The sequence below is a fragment of the Acidithiobacillus sulfurivorans genome, from assembly GCF_018853815.1.
Taxonomy (GTDB): Bacteria; Pseudomonadota; Gammaproteobacteria; order Acidithiobacillales; family Acidithiobacillaceae; genus Acidithiobacillus; species Acidithiobacillus sulfurivorans.
Genome location: NZ_JAAOMP010000173.1, coordinates 1 through 12040, shown reverse-complemented (window position 1 = coordinate 12040; position 12040 = coordinate 1). Strand labels below are relative to the sequence as shown.

Annotated in this window: 12 protein-coding genes; 6 read left to right on the top strand and 6 right to left on the bottom strand. The window is 56.8% G+C overall.

What is annotated here, in order from left to right; genetic code table 11:
- On the bottom strand, positions 1 to 456 hold a 456-nt coding region (locus HAP95_RS16530; RefSeq protein ID WP_215885229.1), incomplete at its 3' end, for a TatD family hydrolase.
- Between the two features lie 140 nt (positions 457 to 596).
- Here HAP95_RS16530 and HAP95_RS16525 point away from each other — a divergent pair.
- From HAP95_RS16525 to HAP95_RS16510, 4 genes are read left to right on the top strand one after another with little or no spacing between them, the layout of a single operon-like run.
- The gene (locus HAP95_RS16525) at positions 597 to 1826 is read left to right on the top strand and encodes an FAD-dependent monooxygenase (protein WP_215885228.1); all 1230 of its coding nucleotides are present in this window, start codon (positions 597 to 599) and stop codon (positions 1824 to 1826) included.
- On the top strand, positions 1816 to 3003 hold the full coding sequence (locus HAP95_RS16520; RefSeq protein ID WP_215885227.1) for an FAD-dependent monooxygenase: 1188 nt from the start codon (positions 1816 to 1818) through the stop codon (positions 3001 to 3003). Before HAP95_RS16525 ends, HAP95_RS16520 begins: the two co-directional genes overlap by 11 nt.
- A 10-nt stretch (positions 3004 to 3013) precedes the next feature.
- A complete protein-coding gene (locus HAP95_RS16515; RefSeq protein ID WP_215885226.1) occupies positions 3014 to 3277 on the top strand; it encodes an accessory factor UbiK family protein in 264 nt (87 codons plus the stop codon).
- A 3-nt stretch (positions 3278 to 3280) separates the two neighbouring features.
- Positions 3281 to 4792, top strand: coding sequence for a YifB family Mg chelatase-like AAA ATPase (locus tag HAP95_RS16510; protein ID WP_215885225.1), 1512 nt, complete (start codon positions 3281 to 3283; stop codon positions 4790 to 4792).
- A gap of 185 nt (positions 4793 to 4977) precedes the next feature.
- Here the strand turns inward: HAP95_RS16510 and HAP95_RS16505 are convergent, their stop codons facing one another.
- From HAP95_RS16505 to yoaA, 5 genes are read right to left on the bottom strand one after another with little or no spacing between them, the layout of a single operon-like run.
- Positions 4978 to 5421: an SEL1-like repeat protein gene (locus HAP95_RS16505; RefSeq protein WP_215885224.1), complete on the bottom strand. Its 444-nt coding sequence runs from the start codon at positions 5419 to 5421 to the stop codon at positions 4978 to 4980.
- Between the two features lie 27 nt (positions 5422 to 5448).
- Positions 5449 to 7071, bottom strand: coding sequence for a peptide chain release factor 3 (locus tag HAP95_RS16500; protein ID WP_215885223.1), 1623 nt, complete (start codon positions 7069 to 7071; stop codon positions 5449 to 5451).
- Between the two features lie 8 nt (positions 7072 to 7079).
- On the bottom strand, positions 7080 to 7550 hold the full coding sequence (gene rimI, locus HAP95_RS16495) for a ribosomal protein S18-alanine N-acetyltransferase (protein WP_215885222.1): 471 nt from the start codon (positions 7548 to 7550) through the stop codon (positions 7080 to 7082).
- A complete protein-coding gene (tsaB, locus tag HAP95_RS16490) occupies positions 7547 to 8224 on the bottom strand; it encodes a tRNA (adenosine(37)-N6)-threonylcarbamoyltransferase complex dimerization subunit type 1 TsaB (protein ID WP_215885221.1) in 678 nt (225 codons plus the stop codon). The genes rimI and tsaB overlap by 4 nt, the downstream gene beginning before the upstream one ends.
- A complete protein-coding gene (gene yoaA / locus HAP95_RS16485; RefSeq protein ID WP_215885220.1) occupies positions 8221 to 10134 on the bottom strand; it encodes a DNA repair helicase YoaA in 1914 nt (637 codons plus the stop codon). Before yoaA ends, tsaB begins: the two co-directional genes overlap by 4 nt.
- An 84-nt stretch (positions 10135 to 10218) precedes the next feature.
- Here yoaA and HAP95_RS16480 point away from each other — a divergent pair, with 84 nt between their 5' ends.
- Together HAP95_RS16480 and ccsB are read left to right on the top strand one after the other, a co-directional pair.
- The gene (locus HAP95_RS16480; protein WP_215885219.1) at positions 10219 to 10542 is read left to right on the top strand and encodes a hypothetical protein; all 324 of its coding nucleotides are present in this window, start codon (positions 10219 to 10221) and stop codon (positions 10540 to 10542) included.
- Between the two features lie 226 nt (positions 10543 to 10768).
- The gene (gene ccsB, locus HAP95_RS16475) at positions 10769 to 11938 is read left to right on the top strand and encodes a c-type cytochrome biogenesis protein CcsB (protein WP_226832872.1); all 1170 of its coding nucleotides are present in this window, start codon (positions 10769 to 10771) and stop codon (positions 11936 to 11938) included.
- Positions 11939 to 12040 lie beyond the last annotated feature (102 nt).

Below are 12040 nucleotides of genomic sequence, written 5' to 3'. Positions count from 1 at the left end.
TGACAGTGCTTCCAGGGTGCGGCGCGCGTGGAGAATCACGGGCAAATTCAGCTCTTGGGCCAGATGCAATTGCATTTTCAGGCAGGCCACTTGCGACGCATAATCAGGCGCACCTTCCGTAAGATCGAGCCCAATTTCGCCAACTGCCACCGCCTGATCCAGCAGGCTTCGCAGTTGCCCAGGCCAGTCAGATGCACACGCATTGATATACAAAGGGTGCACCCCGTAAGCCGGATAAAGCATGGACTGTTGCGCGCAGAGATGGTGCAGACGCGGCCAAAATGCCGGACTGTAAGCAGGCACCAGAATTTTATCGATGCCAGCATTTTTGGCCCTTTGTATGACGGCGCTACGGTCTGGCGCAAAGGCCTCATCATCCAGATGACAATGACTGTCAATCAAACCCTGCAGGAAAGGGTTTTGCGACGTGCCAGCCGAACTATCATCACGAGCCATAGAGTTCATATTCATCCAGCCATTTTAGGACGTTCTTTAAGACTTTGTCCGCATGTACTGCCGGATTTGAGACTTCATGACTTGCTGCAAGCGGCATCTTGGTCTTAAATGGCAGGATATGCTCAAGTACCGGAGAAATTATGCGTAGCCTGACCGCCGATATCACCATCCTCGGCAATGGGCCTGTGGCGCACAGTCTGGTGCTGGCCCTGAAACAGACATCCTTCAACATACTCATGGTCGACACCTTTCCACTGCAGCAGCCACGCCCTGTGCATAGTGAGCGGACGGTTGCTCTGGCACTGGGAAGTCGTCGTCTGCTTAGCCATCTCGGCGTCCAAATGCCTCTGCATGATGCTGCCGCCATTGAAACTGTCCAGATCACCCAACAGGGGCTCAGCGGTCGGGTCCGCTTAGAGCAGCAGCTTCTGGAAGCGCCGGAACAACGCTTGGGAGAAGTAGCCGGACTGCATACATTGCAATCAGCGCTGGCACTGCCGCTGGCGCAATGTAGTACGCTGCAACAGGAAGCGGCAGGGCCTCTGGAGGGCATGCAATGGTTTCCCGATCGCCTCCAGCTTGATTGGCCGGACCTGCGCGTGGACACGGCGCTGGCTGTCGTGGCCGACGGGGGACATGGAGGTCTTGCCCGTCTGGCGGCCTTGCAGCGCATGGGCTGGGATCATAACCGACATGCCCTTGTCGCCACGGTAACACCGCGTGAAGCCTTACCGGGCATTGCCTTTGAACATTTTCAGGAGAGTGGGCCACTGGCTTTTCTGCCTATTGGTCAACAGCAATTTTCCATTGTCTGGAGCCTGCGTCCCAGCGCCGCCAGCCAGATACTGGATTTAGGTGATTTCGCCTTTCTGGAAGCCCTGAACCGCCAACGACCACCTCATCTTCCCCCGCTGACCAGTACCGGCCCGCGCAGTGTTTATCCTCTGTTTTTTCAGCAATTATGGGCTCAACCCAGTCAACGTCTGGCACTGGTGGGAAATGCGGCCCAAACGCTCCACCCCCTGGCTGGCCAAGGTTACAATCTGGGCTTGCGCGATGTCGTCACCCTGGCCGCTCTGCTTCGGGAGGCTGCCGATGCCGGGCATGATCCAGGGGCCAGGCGCTTGCTGGAAGATTACAGCCGGATTCGCCGCCGGGACCGCCTGGAAACCATCGCCTTCACCGAAGCCATGAATCGCCTGTTCAGCAGTCCGCGCCTGCCATGGCGTTTCGCCCGTGCTGCAGCCCTTGCCCTGCTCGAACAAAGCACGCTGGGGAAACGCGAACTCGCTGCCCGTCTGGCGGGAATTCGCCTGCCTGTCGGGAGCAGCATCCCGGACCTGATGAGGGAGTCTGTCCATGTCCACTGACGCACATTACGACCTGATCATTTCTGGAGCAGGCATGGTGGGCGCCAGTCTGGCGCTGGCTGCCCGGCAAAGCGGACTCCGGGTCGCACTTTTTGAAAAACGTCCGCAATCGGTCTGCGCCCTGGCAGATCCCTTGGAGCGAGCAAGCCTGGTGGCCAATGGTTCTCAGCGTTTTTTGCAGGAACTCGGTATCGACCTGTCCACGCATGGCAGCAAAGTCGAAAGAATGCGGGTCTGGGATGCTGAAAATTCCGGCAGCATTCATCTCGACGCCGAAGAAGCCGGCGAAACCTTTCTCGGTCATATTGTTGAAAACCGGCGTTTGGAGCAGCAGCTCCATGCCGCACTGGCTGAAGCGGGAGTCACTGTGCTTTACGCTCAGGAAATCGCTCAGGCCTGGGCTGATCCGCAACACATGCAACTCAGCACAGCAGACGGAACCGAATACAAAACCACCCTCCTGGCCATTGCCGAAGGCCGCCAATCCACCCTGCGCAAACAGCTCATTCAGGCACCGGTTTTTCAGGAAGACTACGGCCAGGATGCCATCACCGCCACCGTATGGATGGAAAAACCCCATCGCGGGATCGCCTATCAGCGTTTTCTGGCTACGGGCCCCCTGGCCGTCCTGCCCTTCAGTGCGGATGCCGAAAATCATCCCCGTGCATCTATCGTCTGGAGTGCCAAACACGCCTTGGCGCGGCGTTTGATGGCGATGGATGACACTGCATTTTTAGCGGCCCTTCAACTGGCATTCGGGCCGCAACTGGGGCATTTTCTGCGTATTGGCCAGCGCAGCAGTTACCCGCTTTCCGGTCTGCACAGCAGCCGCTACCTGGGTGACCGTTGCGTAGTTCTGGGAGATAGTGCGCATGGTGTGCATCCATTGGCCGGACTGGGGGTTAATCTGGGCTTTCGCGATGTTCAGGCATTAATCACCACCATTCGCGATGCCCGAGCCCAACATGAGGACTGGGGAGATAATCCTGCACTGCGCCGCTATCAAAGAGCGCGACGCCCTGATAATCTCCTCAACGTAATGACCTGCGGGGCATTGAGCCATCTGTTTTCCAATCGCAGTCGTGGTCTTGCCCGTCTGCGCGATATTGGCATGCTGGGAACGGCAATGCTTCCACCGGTTAAACGCTTTCTGATTCGTCAGGCCATGGGCCTTTAAGGAGACCACCATGCAACACCGTATTGCTGATGATATTGCTGCCACTCTTGGTGACGCATTTGCGCGCCTGGGCACCGTCAAGGAAGATGTGGACAAACAGGTCAAGGCCATTCTTTCCAACGCTTTGGATCGTCTGGATCTGGTTACCCGCGACGAATTTGATGTCCAGCAGGATCTGGTCTCCCGACTGGCCTCGCGCGTGGCGGTCCTGGAAGCGCGCCTGGACGCCCTGGCTCCCAAAGCAGCCCTCGACGAAAATACCGACAAGGACTGAACCTTGCCTCTGGCGATTGTCCAGAGTCGTGCGCTCACGGGGGTGCATGCTGCTGCAGTCGCCGTAGAATGCGATCTGGGGCCGGGGCTACCCACTTTTGCCGTGGTGGGATTGGCCGAGACTGCCGTCAAGGAATCCCGGGATCGCGTCCGCTCCGCCATTCAGAACAGTGGATTCGAGTTTCCGGCCAGACGCATGGTCGTCAATCTGGCACCCGCCGATCTCCCCAAGGATGGGGGGCGCTTTGACCTGCCCATTGCCATTGGCATTCTTGCCGCCAGCGGTCAGATCCCTCTGAAAGCCTTGGAAAATCTTGAGCTGATCGGAGAACTGGCACTGGATGGCAGCCTGCGCCCGGTGACTGGAGCCCTCTCCAGCAGTTTGGCCGCTGGTCAGGCCGGGCATACTTTACTGCTCCCGGAAGGCAATGCCGTGGAAGCCGCTTTAGCCCGCATTGCGCCCGTATTGGCCTGCCGCAATCTCGCTGAAGCGGTGGCCCACCTGCGCGGCACCCAACCACTGCCGGAAACAATCCCCCATGATGAGATCGGCAGCAACGCCATCCCCTATCCGGACTTGCGGGATGTGCGCGGTCAGGAAACCGTCAAACGGGCACTGATTATTGCGGCCGTCGGAGGTCATCATATTCTCCTGTCCGGGCCTCCCGGGACCGGGAAAAGCATGCTGGCTGCGCGTTTGCCCGGATTGCTTCCGCCCCTGCGCCGCAGCGAAGCCCTGGAAGTGGCCGCCATCCATAGTTTGCAAAGCGGTGGATTTGATGTGCAACGCTGGGGACAACGTCCCTTTCGTTCCCCCCATCACAGTGCTTCTTCGGCAGCACTGGTGGGTGGGGGATCGCGCCCTCGCCCAGGGGAAATCAGTCTGGCGCATCATGGCATTCTTTTTCTGGATGAAATGCCGGAATTCTCGCGGAGTGTTCTCGAAGTGCTTCGGGAACCCTTGGAGTCCGGCGAAATCCATATTTCCAGAGCCGCCCAGCAAAGCACCTTCCCGGCGCGTTTTCAGCTGATTGCCGCCATGAATCCCTGCCCCTGTGGCAATCTCGGTAATCCACACCAGGCCTGTGTGTGCACCCCGACCCAAATTACCCAGTATCGTGGTCGTCTTTCCGGCCCCCTGCTGGATCGTATGGATATTCAAATAGAAGTGCCGAGTCTTCCGCTAGAACTCCTGCAAAAAGCGCCTGAGGGCGAAAGTTCTGCCTACTGGCGCGAGCGGATCAGCGCGGCCATAAACCGACAGTGGCAACGACAGTCCTGCCGTAACGCCCAACTGCAGGGCGAAGCATTGGACCAGCATTGTGCGCTACAGCCCGAGGGCGCCCGTTTACTGACTCGTGCCGCTGATACCCTGCATCTTTCCGCCCGTGGCTATCACCGCATTTTGCGCCTGGCCCGCAGCATTGCCGATCTGGAAGAAAGCGCCACGATCAGCCTGCAACATCTGGCCGAGGCCATTCAGTATCGGCGTCTGGCGCAACGCCTTATTTTGTAGACAACCAAACCCAAAGTTAGCCACACGTTTACTATACAGAGGAGCGATCATGTACGGTGCCAGTCCCTTCGCAGGTTTAACTAATCCCCTGGTGTTGCTGGCTTTATCAGGAGGCTTGGTATTTTTCGGGATAGTGGTTTTCCTGTTGACGCGCAAGTAAGCGATACGACTGGTCACAACAACCATCAATCCTGCCGCACCGACTCCTGCGGGTTTGCGGGAACCTGAGCAGCGGCTGGCAGTGCTGTTTCACTCTGGGCAATATGGGCCATGCGCGCAAAATAGGCCTTGGCCTGTTGCGGGTTTTTGCGCACACCCAGGCCTTCTTCGTAAGCAAGACCCAAGTCAAAATCAGCTCGGGCCAGACCCAATCCTGCAGCTTTACGGTACCAATGGAGGGTTTCTGGCCAGCCTTTATGGACGGTGACTTCCTTGCGGGTGATCAGCGGTGAATACAGGGTCCCCAGATAAAATGCCGCCTTGGCATCATGCCCACGGGCGAGCGCCTGCAGCTGTGCTAAAGCGGCCGGATCAGACTCGGCCTGATTGCGCAATGACTCCAGATCCTGGGCGGCCGCTGCCAGGGGCCAAATCAGCAGCATCAGGACCATCAGGGTGGATTTTTTCATCCGTGCAAACTCCTTTTGTCTACAACTTCAGGTATCCGCATGCTCCCGGGTGGCATGGAAGACGACCTGCGGCCAGCGTTCCATGGTCAAATCCAGATTCACCCGCGAGGGGGCCAGATAGGCAAGGCGACCCCCCGCATCTTCAGCCAAATGATCTTCATGCTTACGGGTGAATTCCGCCAGGATTTTGGCATCTTCACATTGAATCCAGCGAGCCGTCTGGACGGTAACCGGATCAAAAATGGCTTCCACCGCGTATTCGGTTTTCAAGCGTTCTGCCACCACATCAAACTGCAGCACGCCTACCGCCCCCAAAATCATATCGCCACCCTGCAGTGGCTTGAAAACCTGGGTCGCGCCCTCCTCTGCCAACTGCTGCAAGCCTTTTTGCAGCTGTTTGGCCTTGAGCGGATTGCGCAGACGCACCCGCCGAAATAATTCCGGCGCAAAATAGGGTATTCCTGTAAATTGCAGCGCTTCTCCCTGACTGAAGCTGTCACCAATCTGAATGCTGCCATGGTTATGCAGGCCGATGATGTCCCCCGCATAGGCGTCTTCCACCAGCTCTCTTTCCTGAGCCAGAAAAGTGATGGGATTATGCACCTGAATATCACGCCCTATACGCAGATGCTTGATTTTCATGCCACGCTGAAAATGACCGGAACAAACCCGCAAAAACGCCACCCGATCGCGATGCTGAGGGTCCATATTGGCCTGTATTTTGAAAACAAAGCCACTGAAAGCCTGTTCATCAGGCTGCACCGCACGTCCAGTCGTTGGTCGAGGGCGCGGCGAGGGTGCCCAGTCAATCAGGGCTCCGAGTAGTTCCCGGACTCCGAAATTGTTGATGGCGGAGCCGAAAAACACCGGAGTCTGCTGCCCCTCCAGAAAATCTTCCAGTGAAAACGGGTTGGAAGCGGCTCGCAGCAGTTCCACTTGTTCCCGCAACTCGGGCATTTCCTCAGGAAAGCGCCGGTCCAGCTCAGGATTATCCAGGCCGGCTATACATTCCAGCTGATGCTCACGGGTTTCCTCACCGGGGGCGAACACCAGTACCTCATCCCGCAACAGGTGGTAGACCCCTCGAAAACGCTTGCCCATACCAATCGGCCAGGTGACGGGGGCACATTGAATGCCCAGCACCGACTCCACTTCATCCATCAGCTCCGTAGGATCCCGGCTTTCGCGGTCAAACTTGTTCATGAAGGTGATGATGGGCGTATCGCGCAACCGACAGACTTCCAGCAATTTGATGGTCTGGGCTTCCACACCATTACCGCCGTCAATGACCATCAAGGCCGAATCCACTGCCGTCAGCACCCGATAAGTATCTTCGGAGAAGTCCTGGTGACCGGGAGTATCCAGCAGGTTGATCACGTGATCTGCATATTCAAACTGCATCACCGAACTCGCCACGGAAATACCGCGATTTTTTTCAATAGTCATCCAGTCACTGGTAGCATGGCGGCTACTTTTACGCGCCTTGACGGTCCCTGCCAGTTGAATGGCACCGCCAAACAACAACAGTTTTTCCGTCAGGGTGGTTTTACCCGCATCAGGATGGGAAATAATGGCAAAAGTCCGGCGCCGTTGAATAGCCTCCAGAAAGGCATCCACTGACGGAACCAGTGCTTCAGGTGAGGAAGACATAAGCTTTTTTAACCTTCTTTAAAAAAATGTACATCACGAACCAGGGACATGGACAAAACCAGGGCATCTTCGCGACCCTCGGTATTTCGATAATAATTCAAGCGCACCCCGATTTCATGGAAACCCGCCGAGCGGTACAATTGCTGGGCGGCCGTATTGGATACCCGGACCTCCAGAAAGGCGCGTTCTGCACCCAATTGCCCGGCACGCGACAAGAGGTGCATGAGCATTTTACGCCCATAACCCCGGCGGCGCTGTGCCGGACTCACTCCCAGATTCAGCACATGCGCTTCAGATGCTCCGGTAGATAAGACACCAAAGGCAGTCAGGATATTCGTTTCATCCTTCATGACCCAGGCATCATATCCGGCCTGCATACAATCCCGGAATATGCCCCGCGTCCAGGGCCCTGGGGATATGTGCGACTCCAGTGCCGCCACCGCATCCAGATCTTCCGCCCGCATCGGTCGCAACTTCATTTTTGTTGATCCTGAGGCAGAAAGGGCCGGATGTAATGGGGTTCGAGCTGGTCAGGACGACAACCTTCATCGCCCCTGTTATGACGAGCCAGCGCCAGACGCAGAACCGCTTCTGCCTGCGGATAGGCGTCGTCCGTCCACCCCAGGACGTTATCTTGCTGCCATCCGGAATAATACAGGGGCCAACCGCTACCCAGCCCCCAATACCCGCCCTCAGTGGGCCAGGCCACTGCCCCGGGCGGGCAAACGCGCTCCTCGCCCTGCAATACTGGCAGCCCGGTACGCTCATCCTGCACATAGATGGCGGCATAGACCTCGCCTTTACGCGCATCCAGGGCCGTCAAAACCGATGGCTGGACGGTCGTTGCCGCCAACGCCTGCAAACTGGAAACCGGATATACGGGCAACCCCCGCGCCATCGCCAGAGCCTGCGCGGTACTGACCCCAATACGTACACCGGTAAAGCCGCCGGGTCCCACCCCGCAGGCGATGGCGTCCAGATCGGCCAGAATCAGTCCGGCACGCTGCAATACCCTACTGATCATCGGCAACAATATCTGGCTGTGGGCATTGGCCACCACCTGACACGCCTCGACCACCCCCGCAACGCCATTCACGGCGACCGAGCAGGCTTCGGTCGCCGTATCTATCGCGAGAATAATCGGATCACTCATGACCGCGATGCCTTCCAGAACTGCTGCACCGCCTCCAGATCACTCACTCGCCGCATAGGGGGCAAACTTTCCAGAAAAATCTTTCCATAACCTTTGCTGCGCAGACGCGGGTCGCAGAGCATGAGAACACCACGATCGGTTTCCGAGCGTATCAAGCGCCCTACGCCCTGGCGCAAGGCAATAACGGCCTGGGGTATTTGCAGCTCCCGAAAGGGGTCGCCGCCCGCTGCCTGACATTGCTCAGTGCGTGCGCGCAAAATCGGATCAGATGGGTTGGCAAAAGGAAGCTTATCAATAATGACCGAGGACAAGGCCTCTCCCTGCACATCAACACCTTCCCAGAAACTCGCCGCGCCCAGCAAGACGGCATTGCCCAGACTACGGAAACGGTCCAGCAAGCGCGAACGCGGCATGCTGCCCTGTACCAGCACGGGAAAGCCCAATTGGCGGGGTAAAAAGGATGCCGCCTCCTGCAGGGCGCGATGACTGGTAAACAGGATAAAAGTCCGCCCGGCACTGGCCTCAATCACTGGTATGGCGGCTTGCAGACAAGCCGTCGTATAACCCGGATGACTGGGCTCAGGCAGGCCAGAGGGTAAGTACAATAAAGATTGGCGGGCATAATCAAAAGGTGAAGCGGCATTGAAAGTTTGTGCGCCACTAAGACCCAGTGCCCGTTCGGTGACCGTAAAACTGTCCCCCACCCGCAAGGTCGCACTGGTCAACACCAATGCCTCGATGGGCTCCAGCAGATATTTTTGCAGCGGTCCCGCCACATCCAGGGGGGTGGCGTGTAACTGCACAGTACGCGTTCTCTTCTCCTGCCAGAACACCATTTCCGGGGCATTATGCAGCAAAAAAAACTCGACGCTGGCCAGCAGCGCCGCGCCCCGTGCCGCACATTGTTCCAGTCCCTTGCCTCGGGCGGAGGCCTGCTGAAGGGCTTGCAGCAACGTAAGTCCAGCCTGATGTAAATGGATAAAAGCCGCCTCTTGGGGAGACCCTGGCGTCAGTGCCCACTGAATCCGGTCCTCACCAGCCCCAAGCGCAGTCCGCCAGGCACCGGTCGCCGTCTCCAGCGCAGCTGCGGCCAGCAGTAAAGGCGCGTCATCTGCCGCTTCGCCAAGGGCTTCCGCACGACTGTCCCTGGCCCAATCCCACAACTGGTGACTACTGAGTTGCCGCCCGAAGTAGCGGCCCGCCAGGTCAAAAACCTGATGGGCCTCATCCAGCACCATCGCCTCCACCCGGGGCAGCAGATCCCCCATACCATTGGCTTTGAGTGCCAAATCGGAAAAAAGCAGGTGGTGGTTCACCACCAGCAGATCGGCTTCCTGAGCCTTGCGCCGCGCTTCCACGACATGACAGCGCTGGTAATCAGGACATTCACTACCCAGACAATTATCCCGGGTTGAAGTCACCAGCGGCCACACCGCCGAGTCTTCCGGAACCCCACTGACTTCCGCAATATCTCCCTCCCGGGTGCGCCCCGCCCAACCCACAATTTTTGCGAGAGGCGCCGCCAGCAGCGGAGCGACACCCTCGCTGCTGAAACGCTGGAGACGATGCAGACAAAGATAGTTGGACCGCCCCTTGAGCCGGCTGACGCGCATCGGCTTACCCACCACATCCATGAGCAAGGGAATGTCTTTTTCGAGAATCTGGTCTTGCAGTGCCTTGCTTCCGGTGGAAACCAGCACCTTGCGTCCGGAAAGCATGGCGGGCAACAAATAGGCAAAAGTTTTACCTGTACCCGTACCCGCTTCAATCAATGCCACCCCACCCTGCTGCAAGGTTTGGGCAACCTGCGCGGCCATGGCCTGCTGCTGGGCACGCGCCCGAAACTGCGGCAAGCGTTGTGCCAAGGCCCCATTTTGTCCCAGATTTTCTGACCAGTCTGTTATTGTCACTGACAACGCCTGAATTTCATGCCTACTCCCGCTACGCGCTCTGTCCTGCTATTTTTACACAATTCCGCTATAAATAGGGCATTCATGTATAAACGACGTGCACATATCCTCTTCTGGCATCCAAGCGCACCTGAAAAGGCGCAATATGCTGCCCAATTAGCTGCTGAACTTGGCGGTGAGTGGCTGATCGCCAAAGCCAATTCGGCAGAATACTTATGGCCCGATCTTTTCATTGCTCTGGACTGTGATGGGGTCCCTGATCTGGAACGGGCACCCCATACCCAATGCAAATTCTGGCCAGTTTCCTCCACGACTCCTGAAAACGACCTGCGAGAGCGCATTCTGGGGGTCATCGGTGGTTTTCGCTTACTGGCCAGACTCGATCAAAGTAGACCGCCGCAAGCCTGAGCCCGGGTGAACAGGTTGGCCATTTCGGAACCAGACGCATTGTCCCGATTGTTCGAATAGGCCCAAAAGACTAAAATTATGTGTAAGTTAGCGCATTCTGAAAGCGAGCATTTTGGCCCCTGCGGATAGATAAAAAGCCCGGAATTTGCGGGCTTAATTATTGCTTAAAGCCCTTATAAAATTGTAAACAGATGCCAAACACTACCGCGAAACAGGAGCCAACAAGATGTCAGCGCAACTCCAATCACCCTATTTTTCACTTAAAGAACCCACATCCATAGAAAACTCCAAAGCTCAGCGTATTGCCTGGGCCATTTTTCTGAGCGTCGGCGCCGTTGCCACATGGGCCATATTTCGTGCTGAATTCTGGATGTGGCAATTCATCATCCTCGGTATGTGGTATGTCGGCCTAATGTGGTTTGGTCTGAAATGGCCGGCTTTCCGGATTTTGTTTCTGGTCGTCATGGCTATTTCCGGCAGCGGGGTAGGGCTTTATCAATTGGGTTTCACGACTCACGACAGCCTCGCAATACGCTACTTTTTCCACAGTAATGCGATGTTTTACTGGATGAGTGGCGCAATTTTACTCAGTGCCGCTGGCTACTATTTGTATTTGTTTGCCGGTAACCAGAATGCGGGCAACTGGGGGCATCGTCTGGCCTGGATTGCCGTTGCTCTGGGCTTTGCCGGTCTGGCCATTCGCTGGCGAGAAACCTATATCGGCCACCCATCCTGGGGACATATTCCTGTCAGCAATATTTATGATGTGATGGTGTTATTTTGTGCGACCACCATCCTGTTTTACTTGTTTCACGAAAATCGCACAGAAAACCGGGGACTGGGAGCTTTTGTTCTGCCTTTGGTGCTGGTCGCTGATATTTTCCTGATCTGGGTGGGTGCTGCGTATCATTTGAACCGTATTCAACCACTGATTCCGGCATTGCAGAGCTTCTGGATGAAAATCCATGTACCCTCCATGTTCATTGCCTACGCCAATTTTTATATTTCAGCCATGGCCGGTTTGGCCTACTTGCTGAAAGAACGCGCCATCAGCAGCGGCAACTTCCTGCGTGATCGCCTGCCCAGCCTGGAACTACTGGACAAGACCTTTTCCGGAACCATCGCCTTCGGATTTTTGTTTTTTACGGTCGGCACCATTCTCGGTGCAGTCTGGGCGGCCAAGGCCTGGGGGGGATTCTGGTCCTGGGACCCCAAGGAAACCTGGGCACTGATTGTCTGGCTGAATTATGCCGGCTTCCTGCACGCCCGCAGTCAGCGTAACTGGGAAGGACGCCCCATGGCCTGGTGGGCATTTATCAGCCTGATCGTCGTTACCTTCTGCTTCATCGGCGTCGACTTGTTCCTGGGTGGGCTGCATTCCTACGGCAAACTCTGAATTGTCAGCCAGGAGGCCGTGGGCCGGGAAGCTTTGCAGCGACTTTGGCCCGAGCCGTTGTTGTTCTTGGTGAAATCCTGCGCCCGTCAGGAGAGCTGTCTG